The sequence below is a fragment of the Psychrobacter sp. AOP3-A1-26 genome (assembly GCF_052378235.1).
Lineage (GTDB): Bacteria > Pseudomonadota > Gammaproteobacteria > Pseudomonadales > Moraxellaceae > Psychrobacter.
Genome location: NZ_JBQSXN010000019.1, coordinates 1 through 26,246, shown reverse-complemented (window position 1 = coordinate 26,246; position 26,246 = coordinate 1). Strand labels below are relative to the sequence as shown.

The following is a 26,246-nucleotide window of genomic DNA, read 5'->3' as shown; positions in this document are numbered from 1 at the left end:
GATTTAGTGTTAAACGCCACTTTAACGGTTAGAGTCATTATGTCGCAACTACCCAATTCATCATCTACACAGCCCAATCATTACGCCCTACCCGACCATGTATTAGACTTGCTCAGTCAATATTTACAAGAGCAAGTAACCCCCACTATTGATATTGACCCTGCACAACTGGCCTATCGCTGGGTCGGTGGTCATAACGGACACCTGCAACCATTGGCGGTCAATCTGTTTTTGAGTCTAGAGGACTTGCACGGTATCGAAACGCAAAAATCAAAACTGGTACAAAATACGCGGCAGTTTCTAAGAGGCTATCCAGCCAACCATGTACTAATGACAGGGACACGCGGCGCGGGTAAATCATCACTGATCCGCGCGCTACTACAAGCCTATCATAGCGAAGGTCTGCGCATTATTGAAATTGCTCGTGATGATCTACGGGTGCTTGATAAGATACGCGCTGCAATTAATGCGCTGCCAGCGGATTGTGGCTGCCATTATGTAGTGTACTGCGATGATTTGGCGTTTAATGGTCAGGACGAGAGCTATCGGACCCTAAAAAGTGTGTTGGATGGTTCACTTGATTCAGAACAAGATAAACTATTGGTCTATGCCACCAGTAACCGCCGCCATTTGTTGCCACAGTTTATGAAAGACAATATTAATATTTATAACGGTCAGACCGACGAGGTCAATCCTTATGAGACCGTTGATGAAACGGTATCACTATCTGACCGTTTCGGTTTATGGTTATCGTTTCATCCGATGGACCAAAGCACTTATTTACAAATAGTGCGCCACTATTTATCTATTCAGCCACAACAAACCTCAGATGCGACAAATAATCTTAACAATCATGACCTTGTTGCGGCAAACAATGACCCTCTACCTGATGATATTAGAGCAGCTGCATTACGCTGGGCATCGGAGCGTGGTGGGCGTTCTGGACGGGTAGCCTATCAGTTTAGCCGCTACTGGATAGGGCAATCAAAGCTTGCGGCTGAAGACAGTCAACCTTAGAGCTTAAGCTTCAACATGACTTTCAATTATTTTTAATCACTTTTTATCACCGCGTGCAGAGCCTAAATACTGTACGCGGTTGTTCGTTTGGCCATCACTATCTGTCACTGCACCATTAACCATATATTGGGCAAAGTCTTCTGCCAACCATAGATTTTCATTGTAGGCACTTTGCGCATCCAACCGAAGATGACCCATGTTTGGCGTGGGGCTTTTTGAGTTGTCAAAGCCTTGATAGCGGGCGCTAAAATGGGTCAAAATGAGGTTTTTGATTCCACTGTCTTGGGCAAACTTGCCAATCAATTGCGCACTACTATGCATCGGATCAAAGTCTGGGTTTTTGGCCTGAATTTTTAGTAAAACGTCATGGGTATAGGTGGCTTCATGCACCAGTAAGTCCGCATCAACTACCGCAGCACTTAGGCATTCTGGCGTATCATTATCTCCAGCGACCACTATCCTTGTACGTTGCACCTCATTATCGACATAGTCTGCCGAGCACAGCTGACGACCATCCTCTGTCACCACATCTGTACCTTGTTGTAACTTGCCCCACAGTACATTTGCTGGAACGCCCTCCGCTGCCAATTTATCGGTATTAAGTGTGCGACGGCTAATAGTTTGCGTGATGCCAAAACCATGAGAAGCAACCCGATGAGACAACGCTGTGATATCGATATCAAGCTGATGTTCGTCACTTAAATAGAGACTTATCTGGCTTTCATTATTTTTCTCAGATAGCACATCTTCTATAGCAATGAAATCAACCGCAAAAGGTAAGTGCAACTCGGTGGTCGAGATCACAGCATCGAGCAGCGTTGCAATCGATTTTGGCGCAATGAGGGTCAACGGCTTGCGGCGTCCCGACATTGCCGCGCTCGCTAGCAACCCTGGCAAACCATAACAATGGTCGCCATGGACATGAGTGATGCAGATAGCCGTTAATTGGTGTAGAGAGAGATGGGTATACAATAATTGCTGCTGAGTGCCTTCACCGCAATCAACCAATAGCCACGGACGCGTTTTTTTACTTGAGTTTTTATCTGATTTTTTATTCTGTTGCTTACTTTTTTGCGACGCACCCGATAAATAAGGATTCAAGCATTCAATCGCCAGCGCCGTCACATTGCGCTGTTTGGTTGGCACGCCTGCCGAGGTGCCCAAAAAAGTTAACTTTAGCATGGCCTACCTCTGCTGTTGATCAAACTCGCTATGATAATTGACATAGTAGCGTTCTTTGCCCTTCAACCATTTGTCCACCATTAGCAGTACATTCATTGACCATATTAGACTCATAAGACTTCCAGCCACCATAAAAGCTGGCTACACATAGAATAACCACCAGCAGTTTTTGTGACCAGGCCTTCACAGATACCTGCTGGTTATTTGTTCCTGCCGCGTTAATTTGAGGGTCTACATCGGTACTGCTATTATCTAGTTTATTCAGGTCTGTCATTTTTTATCCTAAAAAAGGTTTTGTCTAATTATAAACAAAACCTTCTATTTTAATATCAAATCGATTAGGGCGTGTTGGTTAAATACGCCTCATTTAGAATTTTACGCGTCCACCTTTTTTTTCTGCACGCTTAAAGGCATCGCGCTCTTCGCAGCGTTTGAGCCAATTTAAGATATTGGTATATTTACTGCTATCCAACCCTGGACCTGCGTTAGCGCCTATGACGGCGAGGTGCATCTGAATATCAGCCGCACTAAAGTCGCTACCTGCAAACCAATGATTGTCTTGCAGATGCTGCTCCATCATATTTAATATAGCTTCCAAGCTATTGCTAATCATGCTTTTTTCGACCTGACTTTGAATTTTTTTACTCACCGGCTTGATCAGCATGGGCGATTGCTCAACGACTTTTGTGAACACCAAACGCATGACCAGTGGCGGCATCAATGATGCTTCGGCGAAGTGCAACCAAAAGGTGTAGGCTTCCCACGCCGCTTCATTATCATCAGCAGGTTTGAATTGCTGCTGTTTATCATAGTGTTTGATTAAATACTCAATGATAAATCCTGACTCTATCAGTACCCGATCGTCCACCTCTAGCATGGGTGCATGACCGAGTGGATGTACTTTTTTTAAACTTTCAGGCGCACGATACGCTTTATTGCGCTCGTAGCACGTCAATTCATAATCGACGTTTAGCTCTTCTAACAGCCACAAAATACGAAACGAGCGTGAGTTTGCTAAATGATGAAGATGTAACATAAACCGTCTCAGTTATAGTTATACCAAACCCAAAAAGTACGATTAGCGGTGTCAAACTCGTTTAGTCTACAGCGCGTAGCACTTGCACTCGTTTTCCTTGCTACTCTAATTTTTGTGAATGGTATTAGTTATCGTGTAAATAAACAATGATATTATATATATGCTTCACTGCATTCTATTGAGCATGGCAGCACAGCCCTTGATAATAGCGTAATTAATGACCCTTTAATACAGAAGCTATGTAGAATAGTGGCGAAAAAATGTCTGCCAAGTCACACTATATGTTGTTGTCAAATATATTATTTTGAGTGCAACACCTCTATCTTTCGGCTCATTTTGTCTATTTTTTGCTGATACTTCTTAATTTTACGAAACCGATGCGCGGCTAACACGCCTTTGATACGGCGATTCTTTAGACGACGGCGCGGCGGAAAGCTACCCACTTGTGGCTCATTGTAACCATGCAAGCGGTCATCACGTTTACGTGCCAAGTAACCAAGCGCACTATCAGCAACAAAAATCATCAGCGCAACAAAAATCATGCCGTACATAAATAATGAGCCACCTTCATCGATATTTTGATGCAAGATAGTGATGGAAAATACAAACAAGAATATCGGCTCAAGGTAGCATAAAGTCCCAAACAATGAGACTGGCAGCTTTTGACTGGCAACCATCGTGAGTGACATCGCAGCAGCACTAATAATGCCCAATAAGGGCAAAAGATACCAAAACTTATCAGTGGCTATTGCTAGCTCAAAACCACCAGTCATATATAACGCAATCACCACCACCGGGGTTAGTAAAACCAAATCCGACACCAACCCAGTGATTGGGGGCACAGCCAGTTTGCGGCGCAATAGGTAATAAGGCGGATAACCCAAACAGACAAACAACGTCGCCCAAGAGATAGTCCCATATTGAAAGACATCATAAGCAATCCCTAAACCTGCACATATCGTGGCAATCCACTGCAATAAACTCATGTCTTCATTATAAAAAAAGCGACCAACCATAATCATAATCATGGGGTATAAAAAGTAACCCAACGTCACCTCGATACCCAAGCCATTGACCGGTGCCCACATAAATATCCAAATTTGTGCGCCCAAAATCGGCGTAGGCAATATAAACAACAACCATTCTTTTGGCGTCTTTAAGGTTTTTAAATAATCAAAAATATGCTGCCACTGCTTTAGTACGCTGACCAATAAAACCAAACTAAATAGCATCATCAACACGCGCCATGACGCTACCTGTGTCCCTGAAAACGGCTGTAACAATAGGCCAAACAAGAATAGCAGAGAGTATAAAAAGTTTGCAGCCACTGCAGCGATAGTACCCTGCGATGTTTGATTGGTGGTAAGCATAACCATAGCCTTAAAAATGAGCGCACATACTTGGCAATTTTAGAAAAAAACAAAAGCCTCCGACGCGAACGTCGAAGGCTTTTTATCCATAAGATATGTTATTTATCTTATCGGCTGCATTATGTCAAAGTCAGAATAGATAAGCAATACATCTACTTAACTGGGTCGTTCTTCTATAGTCAGTTCAAAATAAAAGCGATACGATTGTAGTAAAGTAAGAGGTTGCAAAAAATTTATAGCCAATAGTACGGTATCGTTTTTACCATAAATTTACGGTGGTGTTCTAAAAAGTATGCTGGCATCAGACGTAGCCATAATTGATGTAAAAGAACACCAAATCAAACACTTTAAAATGATTATCAAGCTTTTTTGAGAAGCAACAAGTCTTTCTAACCGCTCGTCTTAATCGGTGTCTAAGGCGACAGTTATTACCCTCTATACCTATGGTATGCTGTTTGCCAACCTGTTTGTGATCACCTTTAAAGGCCGTTATAAAGCTGTCCCAATTATCCATGCTAATAGAGCCGTAGCTTACTTTAAGTTGCTTTAAACGTGCTCTTAGCTTCTTAGCCGTTTTTAGGTCACGTTTGCCCCAAACATAAGCAACAATCTCATTGGTAGCGCGATCATAAGCATAAATAAGCCAAACTTTACGCTTTTTTCGATACACGTAAGTCCAAAACTCATCAACCTCTAAGCGTTCATAGTAGCTCTTCTTAGGCGCGATCTTATAAACAGATGAGCCTATGGTGCTCAATACTTTACCGATACTGACTGAGGCTATAATAGCTATGTCTCTAACACCGCAACCTCTCACCGTCATTAGCCGTATGATGTCTTCTATTTTAGAGTGACAGCCCTTATAAGTTAAGGCATGGTCACCAATGAATTGACGTTTGCAGTCCTTGCATTGGTAGTTCTGCTTGCCATAGCTTTTTATGCCGTTTTTCTTTAAACTGGGACTGTGACAGTCGGGGCAGCTGATATCTATTTGTGTCTTCATAACCTCAAATATATCATCTTGCTTTGGCTGTCACCCTCCTTTATTTCTTCAGCATACTTTCTGACACACCACCAAATTTACTATATTAGGGTCTGTTTACTTTCTATTAAGCTGCTCGATTTTTTGCTGTATTCTATCCATCTTTTTTTGATAACGCCGAATCTTACGAAAACGATGCGCCGTCAATACGCCCTCAATACGGCGATTGATCAAACGACGAGGTGGAGGAAAGCCGCCCACTTGAGGTTCTCCATAACCATACAGATGATTGTCGCGACGACGAATAAGGTAGCCCTTCATACTATCCATAATCATGATGAATAACGCCAACGCCACCATGCCATACATAAATAGAGAACCGCCCTCATCTAAGCTTTGTTTCAGGACGGTAATGGATAATACAAACAGCAGCATAGGCTCGACATAGCTCAAAACACCAAATAATGACACTGGTAACTTACTACTGGCAACCATAGTCAGCGACATCGCCAACGCGCTAAACGCGCCAAGCAGCGGCAATAAATACCAGAATTTAATATCCTGTGCCGCCATACTAAAGCCGCCGCTAAAATACAGCATACTAAGCACGACTGGTGTGAGCAAAGTCAAATCAGACAGCAAGCCTGTGATGGGCGGTACAGAAAGCGTGCGACGCAATAGATAATAAGGCGGATAACCCAAACAGACAAACAAAGTTACCCAAGATATTGAGCCGTATTGAACAATATCATAGCCAATACCTAACGCTGCAAATGACGCGGCCACCCACTGGAGTCGGCTCATATGCTCGTGGTAAAAAAAGCGACCAATCACTATCATCACCAGCGGCAATAAAAAATAGCCCAAAGTGACATCAAGACCAAAACCATTTACCGGTCCCCACATAAACAGCCAAATCTGCCCGCCCAAAATTGGCGTGGGCAATATAAAAATTAGCCACTCCTTTACAGTTTTTAGGGTCTTTAAGTAATCAAAAACATGCTGCCATTGTTTGGTAAAGCTGACCAATAATAACAAACTCAATAGCATCATTAATATACGCCACGACGCTACTTGCGTACCCGACAACGGCAACATAAATAGCCCAAACAAGAACATCATCGAAAATAAAAAACTCGATGATACAGATGCTAACGTTCCTTGAAAGGTTTGATTGGTCGTGGACATAACAACAGCCTTAAAAAATAGAAAAAATAAAAGCCTCCGACGATAACGTCAGAGGCTTTTTCTAGAACAACGAGCAAAAACTAGAACAAAAGCTAACTACTGAGACATTTATTCGTCATCGTTGGTGTTTTCAACGTCTACTGTATGGTCATTGGCAATATCGATAACGTCGTTGACATCAGTGGTTGCTGTGTTGTCAGTCGTTGCATCAATATCTGCCTGCTCTTGACCTTCTACCTCAAAGGTACCGTCTTCTTTCATTGCATCGATTAATGCTTCATCATCGCCTTCTTCGTGTTCAACACGCGCCATGGCAACCAGCTTTTCATCTTTCGATAAACGAATTAATGTCACACCTTGAGTATTACGACCAGAACTGGCGACATGCTCAACGGGCGTACGCACTAACGTACCTTTGTCTGAAATTAAGATAATATCGTCTTCAGGATCAACCTTAGTGGCACGCACTAATGCACCATTTCGTTCACTGGTTTTAATAGCAATTACACCGCCACCGCCACGATTTTGGATATTGAATTCATCGATAAAGGTACGTTTACCAAAGCCTTTTTCGCAAGCGATTAGGATTTCACGTACATCGTCTTCGATAACCACCAATGATTTGATAAACTCATCATTAGCCAAACGCATACCACGAACACCTTTTGCGGTACGACCCATCGCCCGCGCATCGTTTTCATCAAAACGAATGGCTTTGCCACTTGAGGCAAATAGCATAACCTCTTGGCTACCATTGGTGATACGAGCGCTGACCAACTTATCACCCTCTTCTAAGCCAACAGCTATCAAGCCATTAGAGCGAATATTGGCAAATTGCTTAAGCTCTACCCGCTTCACGGTACCATTGGCAGTCGCAAAGAATACAAAAGGTGGCTCAGCGACATTGCTGTCTTCTAACTCTTCGGCCGCATCATCTAATGATATATCGCCTTTCGTAGGTAGCTCTTCTATTATTTTTGGAATTGGCAGTATCGTTGTGACGGTTTCATCACCGCTCAAGCCAATTAGGTTAACCAATGGACGACCACGGGCACCGCGACTGGCAATCGGTACTTCAAAACCACGTAGACTAAACACGCGACCACTATCAGTAAAGCACAGTACGGTCGAGTGCGTAGACGTGACGACTAAATGATCAATGACATCGTCTTCTTTCATCACCGTTGCCGACTTGCCTTTACCACCACGTTTTTGCGCCACATAATCATCGATCGGCTGAGTCTTGGCGTAGCCAGTACGCGACACAGTCATGACTACGGTCTGCTCTGGGATAAGGTCTTCACGGTTGAAGTCCATGCGCGAGTCAATAATATCCGTGCGGCGCTCATCGCCAAAATTATCACGAATCTCAAACATCTCGTTTGAAATAATTGTCATTAACTTATCAAAATCACCAAGAATAGATTCTAAATGAGCGATTTCACGCAATAAGTCTTGGTATTCTTCGGTCAGTTTGTCTTGCTCAAGACCGGTCAAGCGATGCAGCTGCATGTCTAAAATTGCATTGACCTGTTCAAGTGATAAACGATAGCGGCGCTCGCCTTCAATTGAGCCATCAATTAAGCCAAACGGTGCTTTAGGGTCTTCGCCTTCGATAAAGTCAGGACGCACTGATTGGCTACCAGCAGCGGTTAGCATCGCCACAACGCTGCCTGAACCCCAAGTATTATTTAACAAGCTTTCGCGTGCCAAACCGCGGTTAGCAGAGGCTTTAATGGTCGCGATAATCTCGTCAATATTAGCCAATGCAACGGTCAAGCCTTCTAGCAAATGACCACGTACGCGGGCTTTATTAAGCTCATAAATAGTACGACGGGTGACGACTTCTTGACGGTGACGGACAAAAGCGGCAATCAATTGACGCAAGGTCAATAGTTTTGGCTGGCCATTATCGAGCGCTACCATATTGATACTAAAGCTGGATTCGAGCGGGGTTTGTAGGAACAAGTTATTAACAATCACTTCCGCCGTTTCGCCGCGACGTAAATCAATGGCGATGCGCATACCGTCTTTGTCAGACTCATCACGAATCTCACTAATACCTTCGATTTTTTTATCACGAACCAATTCTGCAATACGCTCAATCAGCTTGGCTTTATTGGCTTGATAAGGCACTTCGGTGAAGACAATACGCTCGCGATCACGGTTGACACCCGTGTCGCTCATAGCTTCGATATGGTAGCGACCACGTATATGCAAGCGACCTTTACCGGTACGATAAGCGTCTAGAATACCCGCACGACCATAAATAATGCCGCCTGTAGGAAAGTCAGGACCTGAGATATGCGTCATCAACTCTTCGGCTGAGACTTGTGGGTTCTCCGCATAAGCTAAGCACGCATTAATCACCTCGGTGAGGTTATGCGGTGCCATATTGGTCGCCATACCAACAGCAATACCCGTCGCACCATTAACTAATAAGTTAGGAATACGCGCTGGCATGACGCTTGGCATACGCTCAGAGCCATCGTAGTTGTCTTCCCAGTCGACCGTATCCTTGTCTAAATCAGCAAGCATCTGGTGGGTGAGCTTGGTCATACGTACTTCGGTATAACGCATGGCTGCCGGTGGATCATCATCGATTGAGCCAAAGTTACCCTGACCGTCAACCATCGGATAACGAAGACTGAAATCCTGCGCCATCCTTACGATCGCATCATAAACCGCACTATCACCATGTGGGTGATATTTACCGATGACATCACCGACCACACGTGCAGACTTTTTATAGGGTTTGTTGTAGTCGTTAGACAGCACGTGCATGGCGTACATCACACGGCGGTGTACAGGCTTGAACCCATCACGCACATCAGGCAGTGCACGCGAAACAATCACGCTCATCGCATAATCCAAATAGGATTGCTTTAGTTCATCTACGATGCCAATAGGACTGACCGATTCGCTCATATACACTCCTTCACTCACATTGTTTTTCTAATGTTGAGACGTTTGCTCAAAATACTTATGGGTTATACAAAAATATAGCTGCATCAATGCGCAGCTACTACCAAAATATAAACCCTAAAAAGCACTGCTAAACGTGCAAAACAATAGGAAAATGATGATACGGTTTTTGTTAAAAGTAACGTTTAATAAAAGAAGCTATTTTAGCACAAATTTGCTGATTTAGGGGCATTTGCACATCATTAAAACTAAGCGAATCAGGTCATTAGCGGGCATTTTTTAGACCCTTTATCAAGATTTTACTTGGCTTAACGACATATCTTTTTAGACTGGCTAATCTTGCCGTTTTTACACACAAACTTACCTTCTTTTGAGCAATGCGATACCCCGCCCATTTTGCCCGAGCAAGGGGTATTTTTTGCTTGTGCTGGGCTAATAGGTGCTAAAACAAAGATAAAGGCACATAGTGATAACATCATTGATTTCATATTCTCAGCCTTAATAAGTTCATAAGAGGTGGACAATAAAAAACTGCATCCAGTGGACACAGTTTGAATCGATAGTATGAGTATTTATACGATTACCTGTAAAGCATTTTAAACTGGCTTAAACTCTTGATTAAAGAATTCACGCGTGGCTTGGGTACACGCTGGGCTGACTAATCCGCCATGATAGCTACTATAAAACGCTAGCAGAGGGTTGTCACCTTGTGCAGTTGCATCCGCTTTAACCTTTTCAACGCTATTACTAAAGTTTGTTTGTACACTGCTCACAACATCAGTGGCATTCCATTTGTTCATTGATGCCTGACCAATCATTGTAAAGGTCGATTGATCTGGGCGCGCGTCGGCGTTGTCTTTATCGACATCCAATACCGTAATATTGAGCTTAGCCGCTGAGCTCTTAGCACTGGCAGCCTGCAATATCTCTACCATAGAGCCTGTATTGGTATCAAAATAAACCGTTGGATCCTGATTACCACCACAAATAAGCGTCGGCATGGTTGGTACATAGCCGCGTAAGTCATTATCCTTTAGCGCCTTACGTAGGTTATTTTCAGGATTTGCTGCTGGCAGTCCGTTGCCGTTTTCTGCCCATAATCCATCAGGGTTTTTGGTGGTATCAGCCACAAACGCCGCGCGAAAGTCTGATTTAATCAGGTAGTTATCATCGTCATAGCCGCCTAGTATTGAAAACAGTAAACCTTTCTCCAAGCCAGCAAGAGCAGGATTAGTAGGATTGTTTTGGAACAGCGCATTATTAGGCAGTTTGCCCGTAGCGACTAGCTCACCAAACGGTAATTCATTTGGCAGTTGAGCATCGGCATATTTATCCAAGAATATATCTGATTTCTTACCATAAATATCGCCGTATTTTGCTTGTAAACCAATGCCAAGTAATGGCGCAAACCGTGACGCTCCGATATTGACGTTGCCTCTAAATATTTCATCACCAAATGCCGCTAGCGCATAAGGTCCTGATAAAGGCGCAATAGCAGTGATTGTTTTGTTTTGTGACTCGAGCAATCTAGCGGTTGCCATAGTCACATGACCGCCCTGCGAGTAACCTGCGATAAACAGCTTACCCGAATCATCAATATCGACGTAAACAGTATCATTTGCGCCTTTCTTTCGTTCAATAATTGAGCGCGCACTATCTAAAGCGTCAACCATGTCGGTCGACTGCTGCTGTGCAACCAGATAAGGATGATAATCGAGATCTGAGTCATCGTAACCAGCGTAGTTCGGTGCGACGACGATGTAGCCTTGTGCCGCGAAATTTGCGGCAATTAGATTCGCCTCTTCTACAGCAGGGTTGTTAATATTACCCACTTGTGCAAAGTCATAAGACTTGTCGGTCGTCGTACCATGAGCATATAATAGCACCGGACGATCTCCCTGACATTCATCAGCATCGCCAGTCGGTAGCATCAACGCCGCCGTGGCATTGGTATCTTCGTCTGCAGCACCTTTGGTATCATAGGTGACTTTTTCTATGATTACGCCACACTTAGCAGCAGGTGTTGCCGTGCCGCCAAGACCGAAACTGCTGTCTACTTGGCTGGAGCTAAAGGTTTTGACAAACTCAGATGTGGCTTGCGGCGTGACAGATTCAACGACATTAAAGTCGTTATCATCACCACAAGCAACGAGCAGCAAACTGCTGGCGATGGCCATTGATAATAGGCAACGTGACATCAAAGGTTTCTTGTTGGCACTCATAGATATTGAACGATGAGTAGCGGTAGCGCGGTCAGGTTTGGAGAGAGGCATAGATGCTATCCTTAGCAGTAATAAGTCAGAAATAAGTCAGAAATTTGCTAAATTTTTTGGTAATAGATAAATTTATTTTAGTATAAATTGTTTCTTAAACCTTACTACTTATACCGTAAAATATGTTAAAAAGCTACTGAAAAACGTGCAACTGTTGGCTCCCATCAGGTTAAAAGAAGCATTTCTCTCATAACCATACTGACCTAATAGACATATTATTTAATAGCTTATAGTCAGTGAAAAGTAATATCGCTACATCACGTACTGCAGGTACCGTTTTTTCTTGCTTGCTGTGCCTACGCAGACAGAGGCTGCAAAAAAACCATACCCGCAGTATCGTAGTGTTTTTAAAGTATTTTAACTATAGGTTAAACAATGCAGCGTTATAGTCAGTGATAAATAATATCGATGCATCACCTACTGTAGCGTTTTAGGGTATTTTGACTATACGTAAATAAATGCACACCCCTCCCATTATTTTTAAGACGATGTAAACTTTTATGCAAAACGATATTAAAAACAGCAAGAACGATGAGAATCAAGAAGATAAATTGGTAGAAAAACCATCAGAAAATACGCGTACAGACCGTAGCTTTGATACGATCGCCGACCACTTTGAAAAAAAGGTTTACGGTGGTTTAAAAGGAGACATTCGACTGGCAGTATTGCGCCGTGATATTTTTGAATATACGGAGAAAATGAGTAAGCAGTTGGCTCGACCACTACGTATTTTAGATGTGGGTGCAGGACTGGCACAGATAGCCATTGAGCTTGCTGCTCAAGGACATATAGTAGTCGTTAATGATATCTCAGCCAATATGTTAGAAAAAGCACAAGTAAGTGCCGCCAAAGTTGAGAAAGAAATTGATATAACGTGGTATGTTTGCCCTTATCAAGAGCTACAAGAAAAGCTAAATGCAGAAGATAATGACAAGTTTGATTTAATCATGTGCCATGCGCTGCTCGAATGGTTGGCAGAGCCTGCAGCAGTGATGGAGTTTTTTGATCAGCAACTAACCGATAACGGAACGCTGTCGTTATGCTTTTATAACCCAGCAAGCTTTGATTATCGCAACCTCATCATGGGTAACTTTAACCTGCTCGATAATACGCAATATAAGGCTGATAACAAAAAAAGCCTGACGCCCAATCATCCGGTTGCCAAAGAAGAAGTCGAATCGTGGTTGGCAACCCATCATTATCAAGTGGTGCGCACCAGCGGTCTGCGCGTTTTTCATGATTACTCACCACTTAAACGGGGCGGTCATAACGATCCTGATGCGGTGATACGCATGGAGCTGCGTTACTCGCAATTGGAGCCGTATAAATGGCTGGGACGTTACTTGCATATACTGGCGACTCGATAAGTTAACTTCAGCAGTGCCATACTCTTTTAAAAGTGGATCGACCAGAAAGCGCAACGACTGTCTTTAGCTATTTTATTTCCTCGACTCTCTCTGGTCTATTATACTCTGACCAAGTCGTTGCATTGATGTCTTTTTCGTCAAATACCACGACATGCTCTAGTATCGGCAAGATACCAATGTGCGAGCCAATCTCATGGTTATGGTGGCTGGCAACTAAGGATAAGACCGTCTGCCCATCGTCGAGCTGCAAGCGATATAAGTAGTTGGCACCGCGAAAGACACGCCCGACAACCAATGCTGTTTGCGTGCTTTCATCGTCATGAATGATATCGTCAGGGCGTACCAAGACCTTAATCGGTGTACCATTGGGATAGTCATATTCACAATACTGTGGCTGTCCTGATTCGTCATAGACTTCCATGCGACGATAAATATCACCCAATGCCGTCTCGACATGACCTTCTTTGATGATGCCATCTATCATCGCGCCCTCGCCCACAAACTCAGCGACAAAGGGACTGACAGGTTCGTGATATAGCTCGCTTGGGGTTGCCCACTGTACCAGTTTGCCTTTATGCATCACCCCCACTTTATCCGCTAGAGCAAACGCTTCATTCTGATCATGAGTGACTAATATTGCGGTGGTATTGGTGCGTTTAAGAATATCACGGACGCTCATCGCCAATGATTCACGCAGCACGACATCCAAATTAGAAAACGGCTCATCGAGTAACAGTAGTTTGGGCTTTGGTGCCAGTGCACGGGCCAAAGCCACTCGCTGTTGCTGTCCACCTGAGAGCTCATTTGGACGTTTATCGGCATGTTCAGACAGCTCAACAAGTGCTAGCATCTCAGTCACACGGGCTTTTTTATCAGCGCCAGACCATTTATTCAGACCAAAAGCGATGTTCTTTGCCACGCTTAAATGTCCAAAAAGTGCATAGTCTTGAAATACCATGCCCATGCCACGTTTGGCGGGCGCCACTGCAAATGAGTGGCGAGCGGTCTTGTCAGTTAGGCACTGATTATTTAAGCGAATCGCACCGTCACGGCTTGGTTCTAGTCCTGCAATTGCCCTTAGGGCGGTGGTCTTTCCGCAACCGCTATAACCCAAAAAGCAACCAATCTCGCCTTGTTGTAGCACTAACGATAAGCCATTTACGACAATAGTATTGTCATAACCAACGATTAAATCTTGCACATCAAAATAAGGCTGAGCCGCGATACTTGCCTCATTGTATTGATGAGAGGAACGGTTTGGATTGAGGGTGTTTTGGTGCTGGTCTTTATCAGCTAGGGCTTGAGACATTTGCGCCTTGGTCAAAACTGCTATGGGTGGTTTTTTGAGACTATTGTGGCGCGCCGTGCCTTGAGTCTTTATAGACTTAGGATCTGCCGGATGTCTTGAGTCGTCAATCAAATCAGTGTACATAGACGGTACCAGTTAGCTATTAGTGAATAAAACCCATCGATAAAATGCTAAAAACAACAATAGAAAAATATCATCGAACCATTGAACTACCAGCAGTGCCTTATTTGTAAATGCTTAACACGCCCTAATCAAAGCACCTTAACCTTGCTTATCGCTTTGACGCAATAATATCCACACAGGCAGCAGACCAACCAGCACAATTAATAAGCTTGGCAACGCCGCTCGCCCCCACATGCCTTCACTGGTCATCTCAAACACTCGCACCGCTAGCGTATCCCAACCTTGCCGCCTCGTCATTAACGTGATGGGCATCTCTTTCATCACTTCAACGAACCCCATCAATAATGCGGTCAATACACCAGGGCTGAGCACCGGCAACATGACCTGTCGCCAACGCTGATAAGGGCTGTCGCTCAGCAATTTAGCTGCCGCTTCTTGATTGACCGTCAGGCGCTGTAGCTGGCGATCAACTGGCTGAAAACTCACGGTCATAAAGCGCGTCGATAATGCCAATAACATCACAATGACGCTACCAGACAACACCTGTTTCGAGGTGATACCAAAAGCAATCATTTGGTTGTCGAGCCAAGCGATGGGAATAAATATCCCCACTGCTAATACTGTCCCTGGCACGACATAACCTAAATTGGCCAGGGTGGTCATCAGCTTAGTCAACTTATCAGGATACTGCCGCTTAATCCACGCAATAATAATCGCCAAAAAGGCAATAAAAAACGTGGTCATACTAGCAATCATAAGGCTGTTGGTCACAAAATCGATATAACGTGCATCAAAATCTTGTCGAAAGTTCAACGCCGTCCAATAGACTAGCTGTAAAAATGGAATTAAAAAAGCAACTGCAAAGACTAATGCACACAGCAATGTCATCGCCAGTTTGGCAGGCTTGCTGGCGTCAAAACGCTGACTGCTGCCTTGGGTGACCGAATTACCGCGCTTTGCTTGCCAATACTGCTCAAACAAGACGACGATAAACACCACACCGATTAACAAAGCCGCCAGTTGTGCTGCGGTGGTCAAGCTAAAAAAGCCAAACCATGCCTTATAAATAGCCGTGGTAAAAGTATCGACATTAAAGACTGACACAGCACCAAAATCTGCTAATGTTTCCATGCTGGCCAGCAATAGCCCGCCAATTATCCACGGCAGTGCTTGTGGTAATGCCAGTCGAAAAAACACCCGGCTGCGACTTAAGCCCAGCATCTGACCCGCTTCAATCGCCCGCCTGCCTTGCGATAAGAACGCTTGACGCGCTAGCAAATAGACATAAGGATAAAAGGCCAGCGACAATACCAAACCTGCTCCCCAGACATTGCGTACTGACGGAATCGCGGTACTGATACCTAAGTCGCGCAAACCCGTCTGCAGTGGCCCACTAAAATCGACGATACCGATGGTGACAAATGCCAATACATAGGCAGGTATCGCGAGCGGTAACATCAGCGCCCACGAAAAAAACCGCTGTCCAGGGAAGCGGTACATGCTGGTCACCCAAGCAAGTGTGGTACCGACCGTGCCAGAAATAACCGTTACCATCAACAATAAAATAGCGGTATTTTTGAGCACTTGTGGTAGCACATAATCTTTCATATGCGTCCAGATATCAGCGACTGGCTGTGTCCACGATAGCAGTACAACCAAAATCGGCACCAGCATAAACAACGAAATCAGCCCTAAGACTGATTTTGAGATAATACGCTTGCGGACGGTATGATCTTGACTGACAGTCTGATTGTCAATGACACTGCCATTAACATTATTATTGTCTGGGTCATTTTGACTAACAGACGCATCTGGCGTTGTGATCATATCATTATTACCGTGTCGTACGCATAGAGACCTTACGAGGTGATACCAAACTCAAAAAATACGACTGGTTCTAAGTGTCACTATTATTTTGAGAATGGTATGATTGGCAGTGCTCTATTTATAACCAGCTTTGTCCATCATTTGAATCGCTTGGGTTTGTAGCTCGCCAAATTTCTGTACATTGATATCGTCTTTTTTGAATTCACCCCATGATCTGAGTAACTCTGACTCATCGATACCTTCTTTGACAGGGAATTCTTTGTCAGCACTGGCATATAAACCTTGTGCTTCATCAGAAGACAACCATTCCATCAATTTAAGTGCGCCATCTGGATTGTCCGAATCTGCTACCACACCCGCACCCGAAATATTTACGTGCGTACCAGTCGTACCTTGGTTGGCCCAAAATATCTTCACTGGGAAGTTAGGCTTTTCGTCGAGCAGGCGACCATAATAGTAACTGTTGGCTACACCCACTTCACATTGCCCAGCGGCAATGGCTTCTAACATACTGGTGTCATCACTGAATACGTCAGTGGCTAGGTTATCAACCCAACCACGGATGACCTCTTCGGTTTTTTCTTCGCCCAAGTGCTCCATCATACTGGCCACAAGCGACTGGTTATATACTTTTTTAGAGGTACGTAAACATAGCTTGCCCTTCCATTTTGGATCGGCCAAGTCTGCATAAGTGGATAATTGGTCGGCGCTAACCTTGCTTGGGTCATAAAAGATAGTACGTGCACGCAATGACAGACCAGTCCACTGACCTTTTGGATCACGATACTTTGCAGGAACGTTAGATTCTAATACCGTAGAAGCAACAGGTTGCAGTAACCCTTGCTCAGCGGCTTGCCATAAGTTGCCCGCATCAACTGTCAACAGCATATCAGCTGGGGTATTTTGACCTTCGGCTTGCAGACGCGCCATCAGCGGGCCTGTTTTGTCCGTGACTAAGTCAATCTTGACGCCTGTCTGCTCGGTATAGCGATCCAACAATGGCTTGATGAGCTGCTCGTTCCGTGAAGAATAAATAGTAACCGTTTGATCATCGGCATTTACATTATTATTAGCGGCACCATCATTGGCTACTGGTTGCTCAGTACCAGCTGCTGAAGTTTCTACCTCTGCACTGTCTTCAGTGGTAGATGAGTTACTACAACCAGCCAGCCCCAACATCATGCCAAATACGGCAACAGGCAAGGTAAGTTTAGAAGCAGTTAGTGTGGTGCTAATAGCGTTCAATGACATGGTTTTCCCCATAGTGATGCTACAAAAAAGTGCAACGAATCGTAAGATAAGATGTTATTAAAAATCGCTTGTTATTGGGATGAATAACATCATAATACCCGAAACCAACATACTAGTGGAAATGAGATTAATTATCAATACATTTATTTCACTCTGAAATGTACGTATTGTTTGGCTTAACGATACCTTTTTAAGAAAAATATTCTTGACCCTATCAGCCAAAATATCTATAACAAACTTGCTACTTATTTGACAGGTTATTATATAGGGCGTGTTTGATTCTTCGGCCACGGCACTAATAAAGACAGCGCAAAACTTATCCCAGTAGTACGGTGTTTGTTATTATAGTGAATCGATTATAGTAGCCATTTTACAATAGCCATTGACCTAAGAGGACGTTCACCGCCGCTTCTGTTCGCAAGATACGCGGGCCTATATGCACGGACTCACACCCTTGTGCGGCGAGCAGCTCTATCTCGTAATCAATCCAGCCGCCTTCAGCACCGATACAAACCAGACTGGGCAGCGCTAATAAATCCAGTTGTTGTAAATAGTCCTGTTGTTGTAAATACTGTGTAAATGACTGCTCACTATATGGGTGCGCCACGATAGCGCGATTGGTTATCAGACTAGCAAGCTCGTCTTCAACAAAAGGCTTAAAGCGTTTTGCTAACGTAATATTAGGCGCGAGCGTATCGACACCTTGTTGCAGCCCTTCTAATACGAATTCGTCAAGGCGCGCCAGCATCGGGCTTTGCCAATAGCTTTTTTGCGTACGGTAACTATTGATCAGGATGATATCGCGCACACCAAGTGCAGTCATATCCATTATCAAGCGTCGTAGTACTTTAGGACGCGGTAGTGCTAATATTACGGTTAAATCCAATTTGGGCGGCGGGGCAATTGTGAGCTGGACATCGCACAACTGAATTCGCTCATGGGTGACACCATCTATAATCGCAGTACCTAAATCACCACCCAGCTGACCGATTTTCAGCGTATCACCGACCGTTGCCTTAAGTACTTTATTGACATGATTGATTTGTGATAACTCATCAATATACGCGGTATCTGCCGAGAAGTTTTTAGTGGGCAATAATAGACAGTTCATAGCAGCTCTTGGTTTTAATGTTCATTGAAATCTTAGTCGAAATCTTCATTTAAAGCTTGGTTCGAGTATTGCTCAATGACATCTTCAATCATGGTAAATTGACGAGTCAATACAGCTTGCTGTTGTATTGTCATCTGCGCGCCCGCTTGCCCTGCTTTTTTCGCCCATTCAAGATGACTTAGCCAAGACATTAGCTGCTGATAAATAAGCGCGGTATCGTCCATTTTTACTTTTGCATCAAGGCTTTTTTCAGTCGGTTGAGCTGCTTTGGTCGATTGATACTCTTCCGTTGATTTATAACTGTCATTATGCGGCTGATATAACGCACCGACCTCAGACAGTTTATCGACCACGCTTTGACAAGACTGCGTATGAAGCCCCATTATGACAGGCGTTGCCACACTTGCCGGCTCAACGGGATTATGGCCACCAATATCGACTAACGAGCCACCGACTAGCGCCACATCTGCAAGCTTATACCAAGTCATCAGCTCACCCATACTATCCGCCAAATAGACTTGTGTGGCGGCAGCAATCGACTCTTCTGCACTACGCCGTGCCATTTTTAACGCTGTGTCTTGAATAAGTGCGGCGACTTCATCAAAACGTTCAGGATGTCTCGGTACGATAATCAGCAGCGTGTCAGCGAGCGCTGAATGAGACAGTAGTTGCTGCTGTAATGACAGCGCTATTTCTTCTTCGCCGCTGTGCGTGCTGGCTGCCACCCAAATCGGTCGACCCTCTATTCCTAGGTTTCTGACCATACCGCTATTGTGCTTTTGCATAGCAGTAGACTGGCTATCATTATTGTTTTCAATAACAGTTTCTTTATCGGTAAGCTTAGGGGTATTAATCACCCATTTTAGCGAACCTGCCACGCGTATTTTTGCGCTATTCGCACCCAATTGTCGAAAGCGTTTAGCAGACTCATTGTCCTGCGCAATAATTAAACTCAAGTTTTTCATCATACTGGCGCTGACGGCAGCAATTTTTTGATAACTCTTAAAGGAAGACGCAGACAGCCGACCATTGACCAAGATACTGGGAATACGATGCTCAGATAACTTGGTCAAGATGTTGGCCCATAGCTCTGTTTCTACAAACAAAGCGGCAATAGGCTGTACATGCGCTAAAAACCTCTCTATCACCGCGGGGCTATCGACAGGTACATAACTGTGACTCATCTGACCTTGTGCAATCGCATCAGCGAAACGACTGGCACCGCGAGCAAAACCCGTCTGTGTGGTATTGGTGAGCCATATTTTATAGCCATCAGCCAATAATTTATCCAACAGCGGCGCGACCGTATTGGTCTCACCCAATGACACCGCATGACACCAAATAATGCCCTTGTTAGCCTTCGCATTGCCCTCAGGACTAGCCGTAGACTTAACATTAGCCTGCTCCACATAATTACTATCAAGCGTTGGACATGGTGGATAGCTCTTACCAAAACGCTGCGCAACTTCCTGTTGATAGTTGGCGCGTTTATGTGAGCGCCGCCATACTTGCAATCGATATAACGGCTTAAGTAAGCTTATGGCAAACTGATAATAAAAAGGCGAATGATAAACAGCATGGCTTGGCAACGATGCTGGGTCCGTTGCTTTTGAATAACTATCAGATGGTGTATGAGAAGATGGCATGAATCAGCCCAGATTAGTAATGAATCAGATAATAGGAGAGTGGTGGTAAAAAACGCGCCAATTCTACCTTAATTTGGCACTCAACAATACGCTTTTACCGCGTATCTGTCATACATAAAATACTTTAGACGATAATAAATATCAACACCGCCACCACTACTATTGCAACGAATAATAACTGATAACGCTTGATGCTATGCTGCTCTTGTTTTTGAGTCGTCATCAATGCCTGCGCTTGCTGCCACTGCCTCACGACGCTAGCTGCTTCCGCGTGACCATTTTCTGCCGCTTGCTCTAGCCAGTACTGGCCATTGGCTATCTCTTGCGTCACGCCTACCCCTTGGTAATACATCTTACTTAGCAGACGCTGGGCGCGGCTGTCGTTTTTGCTCGCCGCTTGCTTGACCCATTCAACCCCCGATTCGGTTGCAGAATTTTTATCAACTGCAAGGCCCTCATCAAGTAGTTCGTACATCGCTAGACGCAACATAGCAGCGGTATTACCAACATTAGCCGCCTGTTGTAACTTTAATAATGCTTGCTTTTTTGCAGCCAAATGACTCTCTGAAAATAAGGTTTGCGCACGTGGCTTGGCTTGCTTGGCAATATACTGCTCAAATTGATCTAAAACTTTGCGGGCTTGCTGATACTCAGTTTGACCAGACGTCTGCGCCACTTCTACGTTATCCAACTCTAGCAACAATTGTGTGAAAATCTCTGGCGTAGGCGAGGTTTTTGCTAAAGGTTCTGAAGCTGGTGGCTTTGGTATCGGTTTTACTGATGGCGCACTTTCTGGTTTAGTACTTTCTAAGGGTGTCTGTACTGTAGATAGCTCAGGCTTATTTTGGTTATTTTGTTCGGATAAATCACTATCTATTGATACTTTATTAAGCAGATTTTTCTCTAATGGCTGGTAGTTATTATCCGTTTTGGCTGTTTTTAAATGAGCATTTGTATTTGTGCTTACACTAATATTTGTATCAGTCTCTCTTATCGCCTCTTGAGTGACTGCGGCGACTGGCATAGCTGTAGTAGCCACTTGGTCACTATTCGAATTTGGTAACCTTGAGATAACGGCTTGATACAAACCGCTGGCCACTTGACCACCTTGTACCGATTCAAACTGCCGATCGATATGACCAAATAGACGCAACCCTATCGGCTCTAACGCAAAAAACAGCGAGGTAACGTCAGTATCAATATTGGTATCATTATCAGTAATACCGCGGTAAACGACCGCCATATGCTGATAAAAATCATCCGCCGTCAGTGGCAATGCAGGATAACGCTTCCCTAGCTCAAACTGCCCAAACCAATGCGGGACATGTTGCCACTGCTGTGCCAATACTCGTCCTGCATAAAAGGCCAAAAACACCATAAAATTGCGATAATGCTCATCTGTTAATAGCGCTGCTTCATTCCATATGCCTGCCTTTACCATATCACGGCGTATCTGCGTTAATAAGATATCGATGCGCTGCAAGCTCGTCAGCGACTCATCCAATTGGCAATGGCGCAATTCAGTTTCATAAGCAATGCCACCTGCGATAGCACGATCAGCTGTGAAATCTTGCCAATAGCCTGCTGCAACATAATCAAGGGGCGTTAAGGGAGGTGCAGACATAAGGCAAATCTATCCTTCAAAAAATAAGTCGTTAATAGAGCTACAGAGCAAATCAAAAAACTAATACCGTTCGAGTAGTTTACCTTAACCTAAAATCTAAAGCGCTACAATAACGGACTAAATAAGCGCACCACGTTATCAAATAATCGCTCTGTCTTTTGTCGTTGCTGCCATTCTTCTAAAGTTAAGAAACGACAGCTCTGTAAATACGACTCTTGACACTCCGCAACCTGCGCCACCATTTCTGGGGTATAAATGGCTAAACTGACCTCCATATTCAAATAAAAGCTGCGCATGTCAATATTAACCGTACCAAATAAGCAATAATCATCGTCAATGACCACCGTTTTGGCATGTAACAGACCGCCTTTAAATAAGGCAATAGTCACGCCAGCCTCTAGCAGCTCTTGATAATAGGCTTGCGAGGCATGCTGAACTAAAAAGGAATCGACCTTTTCTGGGATAATCAGTGTCACATCAACCCCACGTTTTGATGCGGTTACCAGCGCACCAGACAACGCCTCATCAGGTACAAAATATGGGGTCGTGATACGAATACGCTTATTCGCACGGTGTAAAACAGTCACTAAAGTATTATAAATCACATGCGCGGTCACTTGCGGTGCCGAAGGAATTAGCTGTGCAATCACTCCTTCCACTACGGGCATCTGCGGAATTACAGTCGACATCGCACCCGTACTAGGCGGCTCAAAAGCCTCTACATCCTCATCCAATACTTTTATTCGACTATTGATGTCATTAATCGTTGGATGGCGTACATACAATTTACGCGTATAGCTATTCACTCGCTGATGCAGCGCATCCAAGTTATCGCTATTTTCAGCGCCAATATCGGTGACCACTACTTTGGCCATCGCGGTTGTGATACTGATCTCGTTGTCGCTGACACTGCGTATCGCTACGTCAATCCACTCACCAACCGCTTTATCTTGCTTAAAGAACTTAGGGTCAACCAAGTTAAAACTGCCGATATAGCCAATGTATTCATCAATGACCACCATTTTGCGATGATTACGCAAATCAGACCGCTTAAATAAAGTCTTAAACAAGCCTACTGGTAGTGATTGATGTACGAAAACGCCAGAACGCTCTAACTTCTTATGTTCTGCACTATTAAAAAAGCTAAAACTACCGACACTATCAATAAGAATATGACATTCTACGCCGCGCTGTGCTGCTGCGATCAATGCTTCTATGACCTCTAAGACTTGTCCTTTTGGATAGATAATATAAAACTCCATCAAAATGGTACGTTGAGCAGCTTCAATATCATCAAGCAAGCGTTTAAAAATAATATTAGGGTGCGTCAATAGCTGCATGTCGTGGCCTGGAAACACCCCAAACCCTGTCCAGCGAGTCCCTATCTGACTCACACCGCGGTAATGCTCAGGCAGTAGTTCCTGACCTTTATCAAAAATCAAACGCTCGCGCTGTGCCATCTCATTCATCAGCAACCGTGCTTGATTCATGCGCTGACGGTAGCGGCGCCCAATCATCGGCTCACCGACCAACACATAAGCAATCAACCCAAATAAAGGTAAAGTGAACAAAATAGCTATCCACGCAATTGCCACGCCAACGTTTCGCTGCACCGAAACAATACGTAAGGTCAGCACAATCATCAGAATAATATGAAATATTAAACCCAACCCGGCAAAGTCAGTCCATGACCATGCCGCCATTTGCTGCTCAGTAGTAGATAAAGCTTCTATGTTCGCCTCCAACAATCAGTACCACCAAATATTCTTAGCTCAGTATAGTAGCTTTTAGCCACCATACAATAGGTAACAGCAATAAGTATATTCACAGCAACACTGATAAAAGTCTGACTCTAGTTACTATGGATAAAGGAGTTTGAGAAGTATTTATAATTATTTTCTCATATTATGAAAATACTGTTTGACAGCCATGTGTAAATGTATATAATACACACCCACAGCAAGGGGACTTAGTTAAGTTCTACTTTGTTGAAAGTTAGTTTGAAGGGTGACAGCTTTAGACGTTATGACTTTTAAGAAGCTTTGATAGCCTAATTTAGGTTTAAAGTTTTTAGAAAATTCCCTTTAAGGAATTTTCTCTTGTGGATAAATACCTATGTCATGTAGGTGCTGAGTTTTTAGAATTTACGAAAATGTAAATTCTCTTGCGCTCGGACGAAGGACTGCTTCGTATATCCTCGCTCAGGGTGATTAGCTCAGTTGGTAGAGCGTCTGCCTTACACGCAGAATGTCGGCGGTTCGAATCCGTCATCACCCACCACTCTTTTAGCGAGTGCGCCTTTTTATAGAGGTGAAATGCTAAAGACGACCTAAGCAGCGGTAGTTCAGTTGGTTAGAATACCGGCCTGTCACGCCGGGGGTCGCGGGTTCGAGTCCCGTCCGCTGCGCCATATTTAAAACTTAGTTTTAATACAAAAGTTTCAACCTCAAGCATTAAATTGTTTGAGGTTTTTTTGTGTCTGTATTTTCTCTTAAAGCCTTTATTTATAAGGGTTGGGTGTTTCACCTATGTTGATCTTTACGAAACGGTATACTCTTTAACAATGCATGAGTTATAAATTTTCGCGCATACGCTCTATCTTTTGAAAATCGGTGACCAAGTACTCAGTGACCAAACGGTGACAATTTTGTGACCAAGATTGTAAAAAGTCGGTTGTGGTAACTGATCTCTATAATTTATGTTTACTGACAAATTCAGTAGCTTACAACCTCAATCTTAAACTAAGCTTTAGAAAATATCGAAACCTTTCTACGCATTTTTCTATTGCGATATTATTAATTTCGTTTAAAACAGCACTACATAAAGCCTTAAACTAAGATTGGAATCCAACAAGGGTTACAACCTTAAAGTCATAACCCCTTCCTTGAACGAAAATCATAAAACGTGGTTACTATTAATTGAGCCGATCATTTACCAAAGTTACCCAGTAATCTACACCTATAGATAAGATGTCGTCGTTAAAATCGTAAAGTGGATTATGCAATGCCGTACCACCGCATTCACCCTCGCCATTACCAATCAAAATGTAGCAGCCGTCAATCTCACGTAACATAAATGAGAAATCCTCACTAATTGTGTATCGTTCACAGTTACCATTTACGTTATCAGCGCCAACCACTTTTTGAGCGGCGCTCACTGCATGAGTAGTCTCAACTGGAGCATTGATTGTAGATAAGCAGGTACTAGCAAAGTGATACTCATAATCGACTCCTGCCGACATACATTGACCTGATACAATACGTTCAATTGCTTTTTCAATTTTTCCCAATGCTGAATCGGTAAAGCTACGCGTGTCTCCAGTGATAGTTACTTGTGAAGGAATGACGTTCACAGTCCCATTGGTCTCAAAGTTGGTCACTGAAATGATAGCTGTTTCATCTATAGCACTTAAGTTACGTGAGACGATGGTTTGTAATGCAGTCACCACTTGTGCACCAACGACGATCGGATCTGTACCCATATGTGGTAATGCAGCATGACCACCAGTGGCATTGATGACGATTTTGAAACTGCTTTCACTGGCCATCAAAGAGTTTGGTCGAGTTATAAACTGTCCTGCTGGAACACCAGGTATATTATGCATACCATAGATTGCATCCATCTGCCAGCGAGTAAATAGTCCATCGGCAATCATCGCCTTTGCCCCTGTACCACGTTCTTCGTCAGGCTGAAAAATAAAATATATGATACCATCAAAGCTTTTATTCTCTGACAATACTTTAGCAGCACCAAGTAGCATGGCGGTATGACCATCATGTCCACAAGCATGCATAACACCATTATTCTTTGAAACATGGCTAAAAGTGTTTTGCTCATGTATTTGCAGCGCGTCCATATCGGCACGTAAACCAACAGAGCGTGTACTAGCGCCATTTTTTAAAATACCAACCACGCCCGTACCGCCAATATCGCGATGTACTTCTAGTCCAAAAGCCTCTAGCTTGTTTGCGACAAATTCTGAAGTTTTGAACTCTTTAGTACTCAGTTCAGGATA

The 26,246-nt window shown here is 43.8% G+C and carries 19 protein-coding genes and 2 tRNA genes; 4 read left to right on the top strand and 17 right to left on the bottom strand.

The window, feature by feature from the left end:
• Window positions 1-39 precede the first annotated feature (39 nt).
• Entirely contained in the window at window positions 40-1,017 is a 978-nt protein-coding gene (locus tag ACT3TU_RS05240; RefSeq protein WP_192523304.1) for an ATP-binding protein, read from the top strand.
• A 36-nt stretch (window positions 1,018-1,053) separates the two neighbouring features.
• On the opposite strand, the gene ACT3TU_RS05235 is transcribed toward ACT3TU_RS05240, so the two are convergent.
• The 9 genes from ACT3TU_RS05235 to ACT3TU_RS05195 all read right to left on the bottom strand — a co-directional run bounded on the left by ACT3TU_RS05235 (window position 1,054) and on the right by ACT3TU_RS05195 (window position 11,973).
• Window positions 1,054-2,199 carry a ribonuclease Z gene (locus tag ACT3TU_RS05235; protein WP_192523305.1) on the bottom strand — a complete coding sequence of 382 codons (1,146 nt, stop codon included), beginning with the start codon at window positions 2,197-2,199 and terminating at the stop codon, window positions 1,054-1,056.
• A gap of 28 nt (window positions 2,200-2,227) precedes the next feature.
• Complete coding sequence (locus ACT3TU_RS05230) at window positions 2,228-2,473, bottom strand: hypothetical protein (RefSeq protein WP_192523306.1); 246 nt, start codon at window positions 2,471-2,473, stop codon at window positions 2,228-2,230.
• Window positions 2,474-2,566: 93 nt separating this feature from the next.
• Window positions 2,567-3,235, bottom strand: coding sequence for a glutathione S-transferase (locus ACT3TU_RS05225; protein ID WP_192523307.1), 669 nt, complete (start codon window positions 3,233-3,235; stop codon window positions 2,567-2,569).
• Between the two features lie 299 nt (window positions 3,236-3,534).
• Window positions 3,535-4,605: an EamA family transporter RarD gene (gene rarD, locus ACT3TU_RS05220; protein ID WP_192529122.1), complete on the bottom strand. Its 1,071-nt coding sequence runs from the start codon at window positions 4,603-4,605 to the stop codon at window positions 3,535-3,537.
• A 301-nt stretch (window positions 4,606-4,906) separates the two neighbouring features.
• Window positions 4,907-5,608 (bottom strand): IS1 family transposase, encoded by a 702-nt coding sequence (locus tag ACT3TU_RS05215; protein WP_444752597.1) that lies wholly within the window; start codon window positions 5,606-5,608, stop codon window positions 4,907-4,909.
• Between the two features lie 96 nt (window positions 5,609-5,704).
• Window positions 5,705-6,775: an EamA family transporter RarD gene (gene rarD, locus ACT3TU_RS05210; protein ID WP_192524100.1), complete on the bottom strand. Its 1,071-nt coding sequence runs from the start codon at window positions 6,773-6,775 to the stop codon at window positions 5,705-5,707.
• 108 nt (window positions 6,776-6,883) lie between these two features.
• Window positions 6,884-9,703 (bottom strand): DNA gyrase subunit A, encoded by a 2,820-nt coding sequence (gene gyrA, locus ACT3TU_RS05205; protein ID WP_192524099.1) that lies wholly within the window; start codon window positions 9,701-9,703, stop codon window positions 6,884-6,886.
• Window positions 9,704-10,008: 305 nt separating this feature from the next.
• Window positions 10,009-10,188 (bottom strand): hypothetical protein, encoded by a 180-nt coding sequence (locus ACT3TU_RS05200; RefSeq protein ID WP_192524098.1) that lies wholly within the window; start codon window positions 10,186-10,188, stop codon window positions 10,009-10,011.
• Between the two features lie 108 nt (window positions 10,189-10,296).
• Window positions 10,297-11,973 (bottom strand): alpha/beta hydrolase family protein, encoded by a 1,677-nt coding sequence (locus ACT3TU_RS05195; protein ID WP_192529373.1) that lies wholly within the window; start codon window positions 11,971-11,973, stop codon window positions 10,297-10,299.
• A 500-nt stretch (window positions 11,974-12,473) separates the two neighbouring features.
• On the opposite strand from ACT3TU_RS05195, the gene ACT3TU_RS05190 reads away from it, so the two are divergent.
• Window positions 12,474-13,340, top strand: a complete 867-nt coding sequence (locus ACT3TU_RS05190; RefSeq protein WP_192524096.1) for a methyltransferase domain-containing protein — start codon at window positions 12,474-12,476, stop codon at window positions 13,338-13,340.
• A 67-nt stretch (window positions 13,341-13,407) separates the two neighbouring features.
• On the opposite strand, the gene ACT3TU_RS05185 is transcribed toward ACT3TU_RS05190, so the two are convergent.
• The 7 genes from ACT3TU_RS05185 to ACT3TU_RS05155 form a co-directional block, all read right to left on the bottom strand.
• On the bottom strand, window positions 13,408-14,649 hold the full coding sequence (locus ACT3TU_RS05185; RefSeq protein ID WP_413038384.1) for an ABC transporter ATP-binding protein: 1,242 nt from the start codon (window positions 14,647-14,649) through the stop codon (window positions 13,408-13,410).
• A gap of 261 nt (window positions 14,650-14,910) precedes the next feature.
• Window positions 14,911-16,599: an ABC transporter permease gene (locus ACT3TU_RS05180; protein ID WP_192524094.1), complete on the bottom strand. Its 1,689-nt coding sequence runs from the start codon at window positions 16,597-16,599 to the stop codon at window positions 14,911-14,913.
• Between the two features lie 114 nt (window positions 16,600-16,713).
• Window positions 16,714-17,850 carry an extracellular solute-binding protein gene (locus ACT3TU_RS05175; RefSeq protein WP_192524093.1) on the bottom strand — a complete coding sequence of 379 codons (1,137 nt, stop codon included), beginning with the start codon at window positions 17,848-17,850 and terminating at the stop codon, window positions 16,714-16,716.
• A 370-nt stretch (window positions 17,851-18,220) separates the two neighbouring features.
• On the bottom strand, window positions 18,221-18,961 hold the full coding sequence (locus ACT3TU_RS05170) for a 16S rRNA (uracil(1498)-N(3))-methyltransferase (protein WP_192524092.1): 741 nt from the start codon (window positions 18,959-18,961) through the stop codon (window positions 18,221-18,223).
• Window positions 18,962-18,993: 32 nt separating this feature from the next.
• A complete protein-coding gene (locus tag ACT3TU_RS05165) occupies window positions 18,994-20,607 on the bottom strand; it encodes a 3-deoxy-D-manno-octulosonic acid transferase (protein ID WP_192524091.1) in 1,614 nt (537 codons plus the stop codon).
• 124 nt (window positions 20,608-20,731) lie between these two features.
• Window positions 20,732-22,231 (bottom strand): tetratricopeptide repeat protein, encoded by a 1,500-nt coding sequence (locus tag ACT3TU_RS05160; protein ID WP_192524090.1) that lies wholly within the window; start codon window positions 22,229-22,231, stop codon window positions 20,732-20,734.
• A 104-nt stretch (window positions 22,232-22,335) separates the two neighbouring features.
• Window positions 22,336-23,976: a cardiolipin synthase gene (locus ACT3TU_RS05155; RefSeq protein WP_192524102.1), complete on the bottom strand. Its 1,641-nt coding sequence runs from the start codon at window positions 23,974-23,976 to the stop codon at window positions 22,336-22,338.
• 459 nt (window positions 23,977-24,435) lie between these two features.
• Between ACT3TU_RS05155 and ACT3TU_RS05150 the strand changes: the two genes are divergently transcribed.
• Together ACT3TU_RS05150 and ACT3TU_RS05145 are read left to right on the top strand one after the other, a co-directional pair.
• Window positions 24,436-24,511 (top strand) — tRNA-Val (locus ACT3TU_RS05150).
• Between the two features lie 53 nt (window positions 24,512-24,564).
• Window positions 24,565-24,641: transfer RNA gene (locus ACT3TU_RS05145), tRNA-Asp, on the top strand.
• Window positions 24,642-25,145: 504 nt separating this feature from the next.
• Here the strand turns inward: ACT3TU_RS05145 and ACT3TU_RS05140 are convergent.
• The coding region (locus tag ACT3TU_RS05140) for a M20 aminoacylase family protein (protein ID WP_444752771.1) at window positions 25,146-26,246 on the bottom strand (1,101 nt) is incomplete at its 5' end.

What these genes read in the sequence shown, in the direction of transcription:
- ACT3TU_RS05240 (WP_192523304.1), top strand. Translation starts at nt 40, where the DNA reads ATGTCGCAACTACCCAATTCATCATCTACACAGCCCAATCATTACGCC.
- ACT3TU_RS05170 (WP_192524092.1), bottom strand. Translation starts at nt 18,961, where the DNA reads ATGAACTGTCTATTATTGCCCACTAAAAACTTCTCGGCAGATACCGCG.
- ACT3TU_RS05180 (WP_192524094.1), bottom strand. Translation starts at nt 16,599, where the DNA reads ATGATCACAACGCCAGATGCGTCTGTTAGTCAAAATGACCCAGACAAT.
- rarD (WP_192524100.1), bottom strand. Translation starts at nt 6,775, where the DNA reads ATGTCCACGACCAATCAAACCTTTCAAGGAACGTTAGCATCTGTATCA.
- ACT3TU_RS05160 (WP_192524090.1), bottom strand. Translation starts at nt 22,231, where the DNA reads ATGTCTGCACCTCCCTTAACGCCCCTTGATTATGTTGCAGCAGGCTAT.
- ACT3TU_RS05185 (WP_413038384.1), bottom strand. Translation starts at nt 14,649, where the DNA reads ATGTCTCAAGCCCTAGCTGATAAAGACCAGCACCAAAACACCCTCAAT.
- ACT3TU_RS05215 (WP_444752597.1), bottom strand. Translation starts at nt 5,608, where the DNA reads ATGAAGACACAAATAGATATCAGCTGCCCCGACTGTCACAGTCCCAGT.
- ACT3TU_RS05195 (WP_192529373.1), bottom strand. Translation starts at nt 11,973, where the DNA reads ATGCCTCTCTCCAAACCTGACCGCGCTACCGCTACTCATCGTTCAATA.
- gyrA (WP_192524099.1), bottom strand. Translation starts at nt 9,703, where the DNA reads ATGAGCGAATCGGTCAGTCCTATTGGCATCGTAGATGAACTAAAGCAA.
- ACT3TU_RS05235 (WP_192523305.1), bottom strand. Translation starts at nt 2,199, where the DNA reads ATGCTAAAGTTAACTTTTTTGGGCACCTCGGCAGGCGTGCCAACCAAA.
- ACT3TU_RS05225 (WP_192523307.1), bottom strand. Translation starts at nt 3,235, where the DNA reads ATGTTACATCTTCATCATTTAGCAAACTCACGCTCGTTTCGTATTTTG.
- ACT3TU_RS05200 (WP_192524098.1), bottom strand. Translation starts at nt 10,188, where the DNA reads ATGAAATCAATGATGTTATCACTATGTGCCTTTATCTTTGTTTTAGCA.
- ACT3TU_RS05190 (WP_192524096.1), top strand. Translation starts at nt 12,474, where the DNA reads ATGCAAAACGATATTAAAAACAGCAAGAACGATGAGAATCAAGAAGAT.
- ACT3TU_RS05230 (WP_192523306.1), bottom strand. Translation starts at nt 2,473, where the DNA reads ATGACAGACCTGAATAAACTAGATAATAGCAGTACCGATGTAGACCCT.
- ACT3TU_RS05175 (WP_192524093.1), bottom strand. Translation starts at nt 17,850, where the DNA reads ATGTCATTGAACGCTATTAGCACCACACTAACTGCTTCTAAACTTACC.
- rarD (WP_192529122.1), bottom strand. Translation starts at nt 4,605, where the DNA reads ATGCTTACCACCAATCAAACATCGCAGGGTACTATCGCTGCAGTGGCT.
- ACT3TU_RS05165 (WP_192524091.1), bottom strand. Translation starts at nt 20,607, where the DNA reads ATGCCATCTTCTCATACACCATCTGATAGTTATTCAAAAGCAACGGAC.